Genomic DNA, 15,896 nt, shown 5'->3' with positions numbered 1-15,896 from the left:
CAATAATAGCTTTATTGAAATATATAGTTACTTATGATAAAATCAAAAAATAGGGAATGAAGTACTCCCTTGATACTTATCAAAACCGCTTAACAAGCTAATGACTTCTACAACCTTTTTTGTTGTAGAAATCATTAGCTTTTTTTAATTTTATTTTAGGAGGATTATTTATGTTAATTAAGTTTTTAATAATTATAATTAGTTTAATATTAATAGGTATATTAGCTAATTACAGTGGAAAATTAGTAGAACTTATAAAACTTCCACCCCTTATAGGAATGATTTTATTAGGAATGTTTATAGGTCCATCATTTTTGAATATTATCCCTCAATCAACTTTAGATATATCACCATATATTAAAGATATTGCCTTAGTAACAGTATTATTTATAGGTGGATTAGGAATAAGTATAAATCAAATGAAGCAAATAGGTAGACCTGCCATTTTATTAAGTATAATACCTGCAACATTAGAGGGATTAACAATTGCTTTTTTATCAATGCTACTTCTTAATTTTACTTTTATACAAGGTGCAATATTAGGATTCATAATAGCTGCTGTAAGTCCCGCTGTTTTAGTACCATCAATGGTTGATTTAATTAAAAAGAAAATTGGGCAAGATAAAGCTATTCCTCAAATGCTTTTAGTTGGTGCTTCTGCTGATGATACTATAGCAATAACTTTATTTACAACATTCTTAGGAATTTATTTATCTAATGTAAATGGAAAAAATATTTCAATAACAAAAGAATTAATTTCAATACCTGTTACTATTTTAATTAGTATATTTTTAGGATGGATTCTTTCCATTTTAACAAAAAAAATATTATCTATTTTCAAAAGCATTAACTTCAAAATTTGTTTTTCTTTCTTAATTTGCTTATTACTTAGATTTGTAGAAAATACCTTTAGCTTAGAATTATTTAATTCCTTATTAACTATAATGATTTATGGATTCTTTTTAAGTGCACTTTTAGGTGACATAGCTATTAAGATTCAAGATGGAATAAATGTTGTTTGGAAATATGGAAAACTTTATTTATTTGCATTTGTAGGAATGGCTATTAATCCTTATCTTGTTGGAAAATATTTATGGATAGGAATACTTATGCTAATTATTTCTTTAAGTATAAGATCTATTGGTGTGTTAATTTCATTAATTGGAACGGATTTATCTTTTAAAGAAAGGATTTTTTGTATAATTGCATATTTACCTAAGGCAACTGTTCAATCTGCTAAGGCTGGAATCCCATTAAAGATGGGTGTAGCTGGAGGAGAAATAATGCAAGCTTTAGCCATATTAAGTGTTTTAATTACAGCTCCTATTGGTGCCATTGGAATTAGAATTACTTCTCCAATACTCTTAAATCAAGGAGTAACTAATAAGAAATCTCAAATAATTTAAAATACTAAAAGTTTATAACTCAAAAGGGGCTGTCGCACTAGAACTTTTATACACAATATATTGTTTTAAAAAATAAAAATTAATACAACATATTGTAGTATTTATTCTTAATGCGACATCCCCTTTACTAATTAATATAAAAAATAAAAGTACAAAATTGAATTTAACATAAAACCCAACTTCGTACTTTTAACCTTCCATTAAATAAATGCTCCAAATTCAGGAGTTTCATTAATATCATTAAGCAAATGCTTAATTTCCTGATCCTTATCTTTATCCATAACAAGTATAACATCTCCTGCATCAACTACAACTAAATCTTTAACTCCAAATCCAATTATAAGCTTTTCATTCCCTCCAAATATGGAGCAATTTTCACAATCCTGTATATAAACATTATTGCTTATTTTATTATTTCTATACTCATTTAAATATCTGCTTAATGCATTAAAACTACCGATATCATCCCACTTAAAGTCTCCTTTGATTACATAGGCCTTTCTTGTTCTCTGCATTACTCCAAAATCTATAGAGATTCCATCAATTAATCCATATTCCTCTCTTGTTACTTCTTCCTCATCTTCTTCCCCTATATGCTGATATATATTCATTAATGATTTATACATCTTAGGAATATATTTTTCAATTTCTCTCAATATAACATCTGCTCTAAAAACAAACATTCCTGAGTTCCATAAATAAGTTCCCTTTAATAAAAAATCCTTAGCTACTTCAATATTAGGCTTCTCAGTAAATCTTGCTATTTTATAAGCTTGAGCTCCTGATGGTATCCTTTCTCCCATTTCAATATATCCATATCCTGTTTCAGGTCTTGTTGGATTAATTCCTATTGTTACAATTCCTCTACGCCTATTGGCTATTTCAATAGCTTCTGATAGTGTATCTAAATAAGCCTTTTGCCCCTCAATATGATGGTCAGAAGGTAATACTACCATTACAGCATCATTATCTTTCTTTAACAACTTAATAGCTGATAACCCTATACAAGTAGCAGTTGTCTTATTAGGTCTATTGGTTCTCTACTCTATAATTAACAATATATTACTATGATATTCTTGCATATTTAAAATAAAAATCAACTTTCTTTTTGCCACCTTCAATTTCTGTTACTTCGATTCTATCTATTAATGCTTCAACTAAACTACGATCTATTTCATCTAAATTTAATAATCGATCTATTTCATCTTTATATATATCATAATAACAATTGTATTCATTTTTACTATTTATTTTTTCTAATTCACTTTTTCTTTGTAACAGTTTTTCTTGTTTAACCTGTATATCCTTTAATATATTATTTGAATTTCTTTCATTTATTAATCCATTTAATCTATCAGAATATACTTGATTAAATTTTACATCTAATGAATCTAGTTCTTTATTAATATTATTCAACTCTTTTTCAAAAGAATTCTCTATTTGAATTTCATCTATTTGTTCATAATACTTGTCCTTATTTATTGTTTTTTTTATATCATCTTGTACAGATTGTTTCATCATATTTATTAAATCCTGAGCCTTTACACTGTGTGGAGTACATCTTTTAGCGCCCATCTGTGAACTTGTACATTTATATCCCTCATATTTCTTTCGATAGGACATACTGCCACCACATCCATTACATTTTAATACTGTTGAAAAAGGATGAATATTTTTTCCTTTGTATCTGTAATTTCTACTTTTTCTTAATAGCCTTATTTCCTGAACCCTTTCAAATGTATCTTTATCAATTATGCCCTCAAAACTTCCGCCATCAATCCATTCGGATTTATCAACCCTTTTTATTTTCTTACTCTTATAACTCACTTTCTTGTATTGTCCTTGTAACATATATCCTGCATATTTGGCATTATCTAAAATACTTATAATTGTATTAGCATTCCATAGTCTAAATTTAGTACGTCCAAAATTTTCTATTCTAGTACTTGGGGGAGCAATTCCTTTATCATTAAGATAACTTGCAATTTTTCCTCCTCCCCATCCCTTTATATAAAGCATATATATTTCTTTTATAACCTCTGTAGTTTCATCATTTGCCGGAACAAGAATTTTCTTTTTAATTTCTCCTTCAAAAACATCTTCTATTCTATATCCATAAGGTGGTTTGGATGCAATTGAAGACCCTCTCTCCATTCTTGACTTTAATGAACCTTTAATCTTTTTACTACAATCTTTTATATACATTTCATTAAAAACATTCCTAAACGCTACAAAATCATCTAGTTCATCTCTTGTGTCTACATTATCGTGTGCAGCAACATATCTTATATCTTTAATCTTAAATTCCTCTTCTATTAAATTACCAGCATTCAAATAATTCCTAGACAATCTTGATAAATCTTTAGTTAAAACCATATTTATTTTACCTAAATCAATATCATCTAACATCTTCTTTAATGCATCTCTATTTAAATTTGATCCTGAGAATCCATTATCTTCATAAATATCTATAATATTATATTTTGCATTTTTATCACTTTTTCTTCTATCTTCAATCCACTTTTTTAAAATAGCAACTTGTTCTGCTACTGAAGTTTCTTGTGATTCACTAGCACTTGATACCCTTGCATAAATTCCTACATTCCATATTTTCCTCATTTTTTATCCACCTCATTACTTTTAATATCAGTGGATAGATAGTATTCATCTTTATTATAGCGCGTTATACTACCATTTTTTATACCCATAGTTACTATTTCTTTTTTTTGCTCAATTAATTTATCAATAATCGCTTCTAATTTTATTCCTTTGTCATTATAGAATAAATTAAATTCTATATTACTCACTTAAACACTCCTCCGAGTATATTACTACTAATATTAATTTTAATAATATACTCTCCATTTTATTCGTTTCTAAAGAAGTTTATATAACATTAACTTCTTTTTCACACTTAACAATAAGTGAGTTTTTTTATTTTGATAAAAATTTTTTCATGTAATTTATTCCAATTTTAATTTGTAATGAAAATTGGAATTTTTTTTTATTCCTTCAATAATATGAGTGACCAAATACAAAGAAAAGAGGGCATTAAAAAATTTAAAATTGAAGGAGGTGAAATAATGGATACATTAAAATTATTTTTACAAATTAAATTGGATGTTAATTTACTAACATCTAAAAAAATTAAATGGAATAAATTTAGAAGTGAAAAAGGAACAATTTATAACTGTAATTACAATGGAGTTAGATTAGTTTATTACTATAATAAATTTGCTCTTACCTTAGAAACTTCTGTAACTAAGTTTTTATATGGAGACAATAGTGTAGATTTTAATTTAAATAATTTAGATAAGTTATTTAAGGAATTAGACTTTACTATTAGAATTGCAACTAGCCAAAAAATTATAAGCGTTAAAAAGTGGACAGTAACTAGATTATATTTGGTAAATAATTACTTGTGTAACAATGAAAATGATAAGATGGTTTATTTAAATATGTTAAATGGACTGTTTTTTTCTAATTGTAAAAAACACAATATAAACATCTACCCAACTTCTATCCACGCACATAATAAATCTATTGTTTATAATATGTATAGTAAATCTCATGAGAATAACTCTTGTGATAACAGAATCTTAAGAGTTGAATTTCAATACAAAAATAAATCTCTAAACAGATTAAAAAATACAGGCTATGTTACAAGTAAAAACTTTGAAGATGTTATTAGCAACACATCTTCTCTTAATAATATTTATCAAAAAACTTTATGTAGATTAGGATTAAATAAGAAGTTTTTAACGAAAAGAGAGTTAGAATTGTTTCTTAATAAACTATATAAAAATAACCTTATTAAGGAACGTCTTTTTAGAAATATGTATAATCACTTTATTACTGAAAGTATTAGTATATCAGCGACAACTTTAAACTCTTATAAAAAGATTTTGTCTAAATATAATTATAGTCATTTATTATTAGATAATAGACCAACTAAATATATTGATTTTTTAAGATTTAATTTATTTGACCAAACAAGACCTGATTTTAATAAAACAAATATCTTATATTTATTACTTTTATTATTAACTATAGAAGTAAAAACACCTTTTTATTTTACAAAATCACAAAATTATACAAATCAAATTTTTAACTTTCCTGCTTTTTTTGATGATGGCTGAATTGAAATAGTAAGTATTAACACTGACCTAATAACATACTTATCTTTTTTACAATTTAATAAACCTTATAGAGGATATAATTCTATTAATTTAAAAATTAATAAGGAGTATATCCTATTTGTGTTTCCCTTTGAATCTAATTTAATCTTTTAAGAAATAATTCTATCTCGTTCTCTTCTGAAACCTCTTTAAATCCGCCTCTCTCTAGAAATTCTTCTTTAGTCATATTATTTTCTTTAATATAAGTCTTTGCTTTTACATTTAACTTAGTTAATTCTGGTATGCTATATTTAATAAATTCTTCATTTGTTTCTATTAATAACTCATCTACTCCAAAATACCAATCAATAATTTCATCACTCTTTATATTTACTCTATATATTATTTCACTCTTTAAAACAAGTTGTAATAATCCATACTGCATAGATTTAACATTCCCATTTCGCTCAAAATACCAACTACTTAAAATATGTGAATCTCTTATCAATACTTCTGGAGTAATATTTATACACTCCCCCTGTAAGTTCCATGTAAGCATTCCATTTACTATTTCACATGAATTTATAAATATATCTACTTCTTTAAGTTTCTTATATTTTTCTATAATTTTATCTGCATTATATATGCAACATACTCCATTATTTAAATAGATCTTTACTGTATAATCTTCTCTTGGTTCTAATTTAATTATTTTAAAATCATCATTCATCTCTATACTCCCTTTTATAAAATATTTTAATATACTATTTCACATTCTCCTAACAACTAACTTTTCACCAGATTTTATACTGTATTTTTTCAATCAACAATCTACTTCTACTTTATTGATCATTTAAGCCTCAATAATAACTTTATCATTATAAAATTCAATAAAAATATCTTTAAATCAATTTAAATGCTATTAAAGTAATTTATACCTAATGAATAGCATTTAAATGAGTATTTTTTAATAATTAAGGCATTACCGATACTAAAAGAGACATTATCCAAATACATTTGGACGTTACCTTCTCTATAAGAAAACCGATTTTTGAATCTATTTTTTGTGTTTACATTTACCTTAATATTATATTTACAAAGATTATTTCAAATTTTATTAATAAAAATTTGAAATAATGTATAGTTTTAAAAATAATATATTATATACCTAGGAAACTATTTTTCTATTTAAATAATTAAGTACTAACATAAGTTAATACTTTTATAGATGTATATTTTTATAATAACTTAATTTAATAACTAAATATTTACTTATTAAATTAAGTTACTATTAATCTAATAAAATAAGGAGGTGTACTAATAATGGAAAGTACATATTTTAAAATAAGCAGAGATAACGTAAAAAGTTTAACTATTAATATAAATGACACTATACTATCATTACCTTCTCATATAAAAAAGGGGGTACACAATTTAGCCTTAGAGCATATGATGGAAATATTTATTTACAGCGTAAATGTTGTGAGTGTAAAAAAGTATTTGATGTTGAAATTTTTGATACTATTGAAAAAATATTTTTACCTATAGAGAATAGTAAAATCAAAGTGACAACTAATAATTTTTATAATGACAGATGTATTCATTGTCAACGTAAAAAGGATACTAAGAGTTTATCAATAGATTTTTCTACACCTGTAAAAAAATTAACACCTACATCCGATTCAGAATTATGTCAATTAAATATACTTATTAGCGCTAGAGATAAACAACAACTTAAACTTTACAGTTTATTACAAGGACGAACTTTAAAAGAAGAAGTATCTAACGCCATTAAGTTTTATATAGAACATATTGAAAAAAATGAAAATCCATAAGTAGTATTACTTACTTATGGATTTTTTCAGACTGTTGACAAAGTGTCATCAGTCTTTATTTTTATCCAAATATGTAATATAATTTAAAATATATAAATTTGTTACATAGAGGTTTTATTAATGATAAACGAAAGAAAAGAAGCACAAAGTGAAATAGAAGTAGTAATGTTAGAAGAATTAGTCCCACAAGACCATTTATTAAGGAAAAGTGATAAATATATAGATTTTTCATTCATTAGGGATTTAACTAGGGATTTGTATTGTCATACAAATGGTCGACCAGCTGTTGATCCAGTAGTATTATTTAAAATGTTATTTATAGGATATCTTTATGGCATACGCTCCGAAAGGCAGTTAGTTAAAGATATAGAAGTAAATTTAGCATATAGATGGTTTTTAGGATATTCAATTACAGAGAAAATTCCAGATTCATCTACAATAAGTCAGAATAGAATTAGAAGATTTAAAGGTACTGATATTCCACAGAAAATATTTGATAATATAGTTTTTCAAGCTATGGAAAAAGATTTAGTTGGATGTAAAATTCTTTATTCTGATTCAACTCATATAAAAGCAAATGCTAATAAAAGAAAGTTTGAAAAAGTTGAAGTAGACGTAACTCCTAAGGAATATATAGAACAGTTAGATATTGATGTTAATGAAGATAGAGAGAATCATAATAAAAAGCCTTTAAAACCAAGAAAGTTCAAAAAAGAAACAAAAGAAATTAAGAAAAGTACAACTGATCCTGATAGTGGATATATGATGAGAGATAATAAACCCGAAGGCTTTTTTTATTTAGACCATAGAACTGTAGATAGTAAAAATAATATAATTATAGATGTTCATGTTACCCCTGGTAACGTCAGCGATAGCGAACCAATATTAAAGAGAATAGATAGAATTAAAGAAACATTTAATATAAAACCTAAGTATCTTGGTTTAGATGTAGGATATTCAACTAATCCTATTTTTAAAGGAATAATAGATAGAGATATAATACCTGTTGTTGCATATAGACGTTCTCCTCATAAAAAAGGAATGTATACAAAGAATAAGTATATATATGATTATGATAAAGACATGTTTGGGAAAATCATAAAGACGATAATAAAAATTTTCTTAAAACCGAGAAGGGAAAAGGTATTTACAATAGAAGAAAAGAAACGGTTGAGCGAAGCTTCGCAGATTCAAAAAATCTGCATGGGCTTCGCTATGCTCGCTTCCGTGGACACGAAAAAGTGTCCGAACAATGTCTGCTAACTGCAGCAGTACAGAATATGAAAAAGATAGCAACAAGACTATCTTTGTTATTTTCATATTATATTAGTAATTTTAATTATATTATGTATTTCAAACTTTATCCACAACTAGTAAACAAAAACCCTCTGCTTTTTTAACAGGGGGGTTTTTCAACAGTCTGTGAATAATAGCCTTTAATAAAGGCTATTATTCTTCACTAATCTCCTTTATCATTTTAAACCACTCGACTATTTCTTCATAGGCTTCTATTTCAATCAGTGAATCTTTAGTTATCTCCTTTGCAACTCTACCATTTAAAATACTTTTTATAGCCGAAACCTTCATGCCTTTACTTTGACCATATTTTGATGTTACTAATTCAGGTACATCTATGACACTCCATATTTGTTTTTTTTCTTCTTCAATTTCAATCTTTAATGTCTCTTCTATTAATCTAGGTGGTATATAATTCTCCATTTCTAATCTCATAGTATTTATCCCCCACCTTCTACCATCAGGGTTATTATTCATTTCATTTACTTTTTTAACATAATCATCGACATCACTATCATATATATGAAACTCCTTTACATTAGAGTCTTTAAAATAATTTTTATCTATCCATACTTTCAAATTCCCACCTATCATAGGTATTAAAGGTATTTGCTTTTTTTCTAAATCTACTATATCTTTAAAACACTCCAATTTAGATATATTTTTTAAAAATGATATATCATTCTCACCTTCTACACATATAACTAGTTTAGATTTTATATCAGGTAATATACCTAATGTTTCTATTACTCCATTTATCTTATCATTTTCATCATTAATGATACAAGGTTCTTTATTTTCATTTCTTTTTATAAATATTATTTGATTAGGTCTTACCATCTTTGCGATTTGAGGAGTATGTGTGGTAATAATAATTTGATGATTAACATCATTAGATATCTCTTTAAATGATTCAATAATCATTTTTTGATAATCTGGATGCTGCGCTGTCTCTGGCTCTTCTATAGCATAAATAGTGCTTGTCTTGTTAGTTTCATTCATCAACCTATCTGCTTCTGCCCTAAAATAACTTAATAACATAAGTCTTCTTACTCCACTACCTCTTTTATTAAGTGGTATTCCTCTTCCATCAATCAACTCAAATGAAAAAACACTATCCCAAGGCTTCATATTAAGTTCTGTCGTCAATTGACTAGCAATGTCTGCATCCATCTCTTGTAGTTTCTTTATTGTATTGTCACCTATAGTCTTAACTGCATCTTGTATTCTTTCTGTTATACTATCTAACTCACTTTGTATTTCCTTTAATGCACTTTTAGTTGCTATTTTTAACGGATTTTGAACTTCTGAATCTGAATCCATATTACTTCTATCTGATTTAAACAAAAAGAACATTGGTAATGAATTATTTATTCCACTCCAAATATCTTTGATATCCTCCTTAGAAATATCTATTAATGTCTCACTAAAATCACATGAATTGTCTATGTAATATTTATATATACATTTTCTAATATCTGAACTGACTGTTTTATTTATTTCACCATAATTATTTATTTCATCTTTAATTGAATCCATAACTTTTTTTAACTCAGAAATCTTCATATTAATTAAAGGCTTATCACTTATATTAGGATAAAACGCATTTATATATATCTTTAAATCTGATGCTCCAATTTTCTCTTTAGAACAATTCCATACTTTAGTTATCTCTAATAATCCCTTTTCATTTAAAAGAAACTCCTCTTCCAAACTAGTCCTTCTAGTTGAATCTAAAACTATATCATCATATACCTCAAAAACACATGTAATCTCTATAGTTTTATTTTGTTGCTCATCAATATTTAAATCATTTACTTCCATTTTAACTTTTGAATTTGAAGCACTATTAAAAAATATATCTAAAGCCTCCATTATTGTAGATTTTCCAATATCATTTTTACCTATAATAACATTTATATTTCCATCAAAATCTACTGATATATCTTTATATCCTCTAAATCTCTTTATTTTTAATCTCTTTAATTTCATCTTTATCCTCCAATACCAAATATTACTCTTTATCATCAATATCCATATTTTATACTTTATCACATTAAAATATCTTTTTTACATATTTATTATATATAATTCCACATATTTTTTCATTAATTATTATAATATAATTACATAGGTGTTTCTATGAACAATATATTAGATAAAAATAGTAACACTTTAAAAGGTGCTGCTATCTGGCTGCGTACAATATCTCAAGATGTCGGATTAGAAAAACACGATAAAAAAGTTGTAATACAAGCATTTTATGATTTCTTAGATTCCTACCCTGAATTATCAAATACAATTTCTGAATGTGAATCAAGAAAGATAAGAAGGAATCTCAAAATAGTTAAATAAAAAAACTGTAAAGAATTTATCGTTTTTTATTATTTAAAGTTTATTTATATTCTTCAATAAGGAACACTATTTGAGATGCAACTAAATTTATTTGCAATTGTGCTTGTGCTTTGGTAACAAGAATTTCATTAGTTCCTTTACCATGAGGTCCTAATTTGTTTCTTATTGTTAGTGTTGGACTTATGATTCCCTCATACCAATTGGGAGATTGGCTTTTCTCTATAATATTTTTTATCAATGGTAATCCTGTTGCATTCTCTTTATACTCCCACTTTTTAATTGAACTAATTATCTTCATCACACTTTCTAAAGCACAACAACAACTTGCAATAGATTCTTTATATCTTTTATGTTTATAATGCTCCAATCCTTCTAAAAATTCATTATTCGCATTTTTAAATCTATCATCCGTTAATAATTTTATAACAGGTTCTATTATCTCTGAATTAATAAAAATATCTTCCTTACATATTATTATAGGATATGTAGTCGATTCTAATTTCCTCCAACGCTCTTCAGAAATCCAATATTCTTTATATGGTGTAAGTTCAAATTTTACATCTTCAATTGTAAATACATAATTAATATCTTCTATTAATTTATTTTTCTTGTATTCCCCAACCTTAGAAAATTCATATGTCCTAAACATATCCTCTATAAAATCTAGAAATATTTCACCCTTACAATTTAATAAAAAGTTTAATACTCCATTAGCACTTCTTGAGTTGCTAGTAACTATATCAAATTTCCCACTTCTAAACATTAAAGTTTTTAATATTTCCTCACAAAAACTATCTATACTAAACGGATTGCCACAATGATGCCACCCACTATCATTATAGTTATTTGGCAAATTTATTAATAGCATAAAAATTCTATTTCTTACTTCACAACTTATTTTTATTTCTTTACCTATTTTATTTCTTTTTGAAAACACATTGAATATGTCCTTTATCTTTAACATAGAACCCCTCTTTATCATTTAAATTTTTAATACGATATTATTTCCCATTAATTTTATTATATAGAAAAAACCAACTATAAACTAGGTAGTTTACTTAATACTATCTATCCACTTTTATTATCTAGAACCTATGACCTTCATAAAGCAGTTTCCTTATTTTCAGGTTCAGTAAATATATTTTTAGAATTAACATCAGATAACTCACCTCTTATTTTACTTAAATAATCTTGGTTAGTTATCACATAAATATTATCCTTCTTAATTAAAGGAGTAATTCTTTCAACAGTATTTACTAAAAAACTCTTATTATTAATAACCTTTAAGAATTGCTTTGGTTGATTTGCCCTTGATAAAGGATATAGCCTTGTACCTTTTCCCCCTGCTAAAATTAGCGCGTATATCACACAATTCCACTCCACGTAGTACTATGCTTTATTATATGAGTGATTTTTCACAATTGTGAAATCTTAATATGAATATATAATATAAGCCCATTTAAATTTTCAAAATCTAAACTTTCACAATTGTGAAGTTTTAGCATTACTTCATTATCCTTTTAACTAAATTCAACTTATTTTTATAAGGTGCAAATCTAATATTAAATTCAATAAAAGTTCCTCTTTTCATAACAGATTTATTATGAGTAAATGTTTCAAAACTTTCTTTTCCATGATACTTTCCTACTCCACTACTTCCCACTCCTCCAAAAGGTAAGTTAGGATTAGCTACATGAATAATAGTATCATTTATAGTAACTCCACCAGATGTAGTTGATGTTAAAACATATTTTATTTTCTTCTTACTTTCTGAAAAATAATATAATGCTAAAGGCTTTTCTCTATGATTTATAAACTTAATTACATTATCCAAATCCTCATAAACCAATATAGGTAATATAGGTCCAAATATTTCATCACTCATAAGAGGTGAATTTAAATCTGGTTTAATTATTAATGTTGGCTCCATATATAAATTATCTTCATCTATATTTCCTCCATAATAAATTTTTCCATCATTTAAATACCCACTTAATCTTTCTAATGACGATTTATTAACTATTCTAGGGTAATCTTCACTATTCCTTACATTTTCACCAAATTGAATCCTTATTTCATTTATTATTAATTTTAATAATTCATCTTTTACAGATTTATGCACACACAAATAATCAGGGGCAACACAAGTTTGTCCTGCATTTAAAAATTTTCCCCATACAATTCTTTTAGCTGCAAGTTTCAATTTTGCATCAGAATCAACTATACAAGGACTCTTTCCTCCAAGTTCTAATGTTACTGGAGTTAAATGTTGTGCTGCCTTTTGCATAACTAACTTCCCAACTCTAACACTACCAGTAAAAAATATATAATCAAATGGTTTGTCTAAAAGAAGTGAAACAGTTTCTTTTCCTCCTAATGGATTTACTACTCTTAAATATTCCTCTGGAAAATTTTCATTAATTAACTTTTCCAATAATAAAGCTATATTTCTTGAATTTTCAGATGGTTTTATTATTGCTGTATTTCCAGCTGAAATAGCCCCAATTAATGGAGCTATAACTAATTGAAATGGATAATTAAATGGCCCTATAATCAGTGTTACACCATATGGCTCTTTATATATATAACTTTTAGATGGATAATAAACTATAGGAGACTTTCTTTTCTCTTCACTACTCCACTTTTTTACGTTTTTTATATGAAAATTAATATCATCATATAAAATTCCTACTTCAGTTACATATCCTTCAAAATTTGATTTTCCTAAATCTTTTTTTAATTCACTTAAGATTTTATCTTCATTTTTTTTAATTATATCATTTAACTTTTTTAAGTTTTTAATTCTATAATCAACATTTATAGTTTTTCCAGATTCAAAAAATTCTTTTTGATTCTTAAATATTAAATTTATATCTTCCATAAAATATTCTCCATAATATATTTATACTTTATAATACTTCATAATACTTCATATTTTCTTTAATAATCTTATTAGGTATAACAAATTCTGAAATTCCTGATGCATAAGGAGCTATTTCATATAATTCAAAATAAATTACAAGCTTCTTATTTTTAATATAAAAATTTTGATTTTCATTTATTCCATTAAACCCATCTTTTCCAGTAAAATATCTATCTGGATCCTTTTTTATTTGTCTTGAAATTTCATTATTTATTACATCTTTATAAAGAAAATCTTTTTTAAAAATATCTTCAAGCTTCAATTCATTGCCTGTTGCAACATCTATATTATATGCAACTCTATTTGTAATTCCATGAGCTCCCCCAGTAAATTGATAATAATCTATATAAAAACTTATAATATCATCTTTATTAGTAATTTTATATCTTGCATATAATTGATAACTTATTAACGGTGAAGGATTATCTTTAAAATACTCATCTGCTATCCCCTTAGCCTCCCCTATCCAAAGTTGTGTCCACTTTATAATCTTATCATTAATAATCTTTTCTTTTTTATTATTATTTAACCCCTTTATTTGTGGAATTATTACATTAATATCTAAATAGTTATTTTTAGACTTATATACTTTATCCACAATTTCAATATTAGAATTATCCTCAGTTATACAGATAGTTTTTAACATAGCCTGTGGATAACTAATATTTATTGTTAATATTGTTAATATTATAAAAATGCATATTTTTAGGCGTTTCATAAAACAATCCTCCTCTAAATTCGCTAATAATCACACTCTTTTTATTATTATCTACAATATTGTTAATAATTATTAACTTATATATCAACAAATTTTTAACAAGTTATCCACAGACACTTGTGGATTATGTGCGTAACATCTAGTTTTTGTTAATTTTATAATTTTTTTCATATTTTTAACTATATTCTTTTATAAATTTATAACTTAAGCTTATTTATACACAACATAAAAAATAAATCTTAATTTAAAATAAAACTCCAAAAAAAATAGGAACTATCGCACTAAAACTTTTATACACAATATATTGTTTTAAAAAATAAAAATCAATACAATATATTTTAGTATTTATTCTTAATGCGACATCCCCATATTATAATACTTATTTTCTTAATTATTACTATTGATCAACGTCCTTAGTTTTACCTGATGTTAAAATAAGTTCATTTAAGCCCTTAAGCTCATTATATGTAAGCTCTCTCCATTTTCCAATTTTTAAATCACTTAAATTTATATTCATAATCCTAATTCTTTTAAGCTTTACAACTTCATACCCTAAAGATTCACACATTCTTCTAATTTGTCTATTTAAACCTTGAGTTAAAATTATTCTAAATGTATTATTTCCTTCTTTTTTAACATAACATTTTTTTGTAACTTGCCCTAAAATTCTGATTCCGTTACTCATTTTTTTAACAAATTCATCATTTATAGGTTTATTAACAGTTACTATATACTCTTTTTCATGATTGTTTCCAGCCCTTAATATTTTATTAACTATATCACCATCATTAGTCATTAATATTAATCCCTGAGAATCTTTATCTAATCTACCTATAGGAAATATTCTTTTTTTATGATTTACAAAATCAACAATATTGCCCTTTACCTTATGTTCTGTTGTACAAGTAATTCCTACTGGCTTATTAAGAGCAATATAAACTAATTCCTCTTCCTTAGAAATTAATATTCCATTAACTCTAACCTTTTGTCCCTTTGTAACTTTAGTTCCCATTTCAGCTTTAAGTCCATCAATAGTAACTAATCCACTTTGTATTAATTTATCTGCTTCTCTTCTTGAACAAAAGCCTGATTCACTTATATATTTATTTAATCTTACACTATCCCCTCTATCATTATGAACAATTACATTTTTATTTTTTACTGACTTTTGTTTCATATAAACCTTCCTTTGTTTTTATTTTATAAATTTTTAGACCCTTAGAGTCAAAAACTCCAAAGGCCTAA

Annotated in this window: 13 protein-coding genes, 2 pseudogenes and 1 riboswitch; of the genes and pseudogenes, 5 read left to right on the top strand and 10 right to left on the bottom strand. The window is 25.6% G+C overall.

The genetic code is table 11. The features are described from left to right. Nucleotides 1-43 precede the first annotated feature (43 nt). Nucleotides 44-117: riboswitch (Fluoride riboswitch) on the top strand. 53 nt (nt 118-170) lie between these two features. Further along, nucleotides 171-1,406, top strand: coding sequence for a cation:proton antiporter domain-containing protein (locus ACUN06_RS01765; RefSeq protein WP_449390016.1), 1,236 nt, complete (start codon nt 171-173; stop codon nt 1,404-1,406). 200 nt (nt 1,407-1,606) lie between these two features. Here ACUN06_RS01765 and ACUN06_RS01760 read toward each other — a convergent pair. From ACUN06_RS01760 to ACUN06_RS01750, 3 genes and pseudogenes are all read right to left on the bottom strand, one after another. Then, nucleotides 1,607-2,431, bottom strand: a pseudogene (locus ACUN06_RS01760) (mannose-1-phosphate guanylyltransferase); the annotation flags it as partial. Between the two features lie 40 nt (nt 2,432-2,471). Continuing rightward, nucleotides 2,472-4,025: a recombinase family protein gene (locus ACUN06_RS01755; RefSeq protein ID WP_449390015.1), complete on the bottom strand. Its 1,554-nt coding sequence runs from the start codon at nt 4,023-4,025 to the stop codon at nt 2,472-2,474. Next, a complete protein-coding gene (locus tag ACUN06_RS01750; RefSeq protein WP_449390014.1) occupies nt 4,022-4,213 on the bottom strand; it encodes a hypothetical protein in 192 nt (63 codons plus the stop codon). The genes ACUN06_RS01755 and ACUN06_RS01750 overlap by 4 nt, the downstream gene beginning before the upstream one ends. A 276-nt stretch (nt 4,214-4,489) precedes the next feature. Between ACUN06_RS01750 and ACUN06_RS01745 the strand changes: the two genes are divergently transcribed. Next, nucleotides 4,490-5,545, top strand: a complete 1,056-nt coding sequence (locus ACUN06_RS01745; protein WP_449390013.1) for a hypothetical protein — start codon at nt 4,490-4,492, stop codon at nt 5,543-5,545. A gap of 136 nt (nt 5,546-5,681) precedes the next feature. Here the strand turns inward: ACUN06_RS01745 and ACUN06_RS01740 are convergent, their stop codons facing one another. Next, entirely contained in the window at nt 5,682-6,254 is a 573-nt protein-coding gene (locus tag ACUN06_RS01740; protein ID WP_449390012.1) for a hypothetical protein, read from the bottom strand. An 835-nt stretch (nt 6,255-7,089) separates the two neighbouring features. On the opposite strand from ACUN06_RS01740, the gene ACUN06_RS01735 reads away from it, so the two are divergent. Next, nucleotides 7,090-7,359, top strand: coding sequence for a hypothetical protein (locus ACUN06_RS01735; RefSeq protein ID WP_449390011.1), 270 nt, complete (start codon nt 7,090-7,092; stop codon nt 7,357-7,359). A gap of 120 nt (nt 7,360-7,479) precedes the next feature. Beyond that, nucleotides 7,480-8,759, top strand: a pseudogene (locus tag ACUN06_RS01730) (IS1182 family transposase). A 49-nt stretch (nt 8,760-8,808) separates the two neighbouring features. Here the strand turns inward: ACUN06_RS01730 and ACUN06_RS01725 are convergent. After that, nucleotides 8,809-10,647 (bottom strand): ATP-binding protein, encoded by a 1,839-nt coding sequence (locus tag ACUN06_RS01725; RefSeq protein WP_449390010.1) that lies wholly within the window; start codon nt 10,645-10,647, stop codon nt 8,809-8,811. Nucleotides 10,648-10,797: 150 nt separating this feature from the next. Here ACUN06_RS01725 and ACUN06_RS01720 point away from each other — a divergent pair, with 150 nt between their 5' ends. Further along, nucleotides 10,798-11,010: a hypothetical protein gene (locus tag ACUN06_RS01720; RefSeq protein ID WP_449390009.1), complete on the top strand. Its 213-nt coding sequence runs from the start codon at nt 10,798-10,800 to the stop codon at nt 11,008-11,010. Nucleotides 11,011-11,050: 40 nt separating this feature from the next. Here the strand turns inward: ACUN06_RS01720 and ACUN06_RS01715 are convergent, their stop codons facing one another. From ACUN06_RS01715 to rluF, 5 genes are all read right to left on the bottom strand, one after another. After that, nucleotides 11,051-11,974 (bottom strand): DUF7014 domain-containing protein, encoded by a 924-nt coding sequence (locus ACUN06_RS01715; RefSeq protein ID WP_449390008.1) that lies wholly within the window; start codon nt 11,972-11,974, stop codon nt 11,051-11,053. 137 nt (nt 11,975-12,111) lie between these two features. Beyond that, complete coding sequence (locus ACUN06_RS01710; protein ID WP_449390007.1) at nt 12,112-12,378, bottom strand: sugar phosphate nucleotidyltransferase; 267 nt, start codon at nt 12,376-12,378, stop codon at nt 12,112-12,114. Nucleotides 12,379-12,514: 136 nt separating this feature from the next. Beyond that, the gene (locus tag ACUN06_RS01705; RefSeq protein ID WP_449390006.1) at nt 12,515-13,891 is read right to left on the bottom strand and encodes an aldehyde dehydrogenase; all 1,377 of its coding nucleotides are present in this window, start codon (nt 13,889-13,891) and stop codon (nt 12,515-12,517) included. A 28-nt stretch (nt 13,892-13,919) separates the two neighbouring features. Further along, entirely contained in the window at nt 13,920-14,651 is a 732-nt protein-coding gene (locus tag ACUN06_RS01700; protein WP_449390005.1) for a DUF3298 and DUF4163 domain-containing protein, read from the bottom strand. Nucleotides 14,652-15,048: 397 nt separating this feature from the next. Next, complete coding sequence (rluF, locus tag ACUN06_RS01695) at nt 15,049-15,828, bottom strand: 23S rRNA pseudouridine(2604) synthase RluF (RefSeq protein WP_449390004.1); 780 nt, start codon at nt 15,826-15,828, stop codon at nt 15,049-15,051. Nucleotides 15,829-15,896 lie beyond the last annotated feature (68 nt).

Source organism: Clostridium sp. ETTB3 (assembly GCF_053571985.1).
Note: the sequence above shows the minus strand (reverse complement) of the source record. Positions and strands in the feature narration are given on the sequence as shown.

Excerpts from the sequence above, each read along its gene's own strand:
- ACUN06_RS01755 (WP_449390015.1), bottom strand. The coding sequence starts at position 4,025 with ATGAGGAAAATATGGAATGTAGGAATTTATGCAAGGGTATCAAGTGCT.
- ACUN06_RS01765 (WP_449390016.1), top strand. The coding sequence starts at position 171 with ATGTTAATTAAGTTTTTAATAATTATAATTAGTTTAATATTAATAGGT.
- ACUN06_RS01725 (WP_449390010.1), bottom strand. The coding sequence starts at position 10,647 with ATGAAATTAAAGAGATTAAAAATAAAGAGATTTAGAGGATATAAAGAT.
- ACUN06_RS01700 (WP_449390005.1), bottom strand. The coding sequence starts at position 14,651 with ATGAAACGCCTAAAAATATGCATTTTTATAATATTAACAATATTAACA.
- ACUN06_RS01705 (WP_449390006.1), bottom strand. The coding sequence starts at position 13,891 with ATGGAAGATATAAATTTAATATTTAAGAATCAAAAAGAATTTTTTGAA.
- ACUN06_RS01715 (WP_449390008.1), bottom strand. The coding sequence starts at position 11,974 with ATGTTAAAGATAAAGGACATATTCAATGTGTTTTCAAAAAGAAATAAA.
- ACUN06_RS01745 (WP_449390013.1), top strand. The coding sequence starts at position 4,490 with ATGGATACATTAAAATTATTTTTACAAATTAAATTGGATGTTAATTTA.
- ACUN06_RS01740 (WP_449390012.1), bottom strand. The coding sequence starts at position 6,254 with ATGAATGATGATTTTAAAATAATTAAATTAGAACCAAGAGAAGATTAT.
- ACUN06_RS01720 (WP_449390009.1), top strand. The coding sequence starts at position 10,798 with ATGAACAATATATTAGATAAAAATAGTAACACTTTAAAAGGTGCTGCT.
- rluF (WP_449390004.1), bottom strand. The coding sequence starts at position 15,828 with ATGAAACAAAAGTCAGTAAAAAATAAAAATGTAATTGTTCATAATGAT.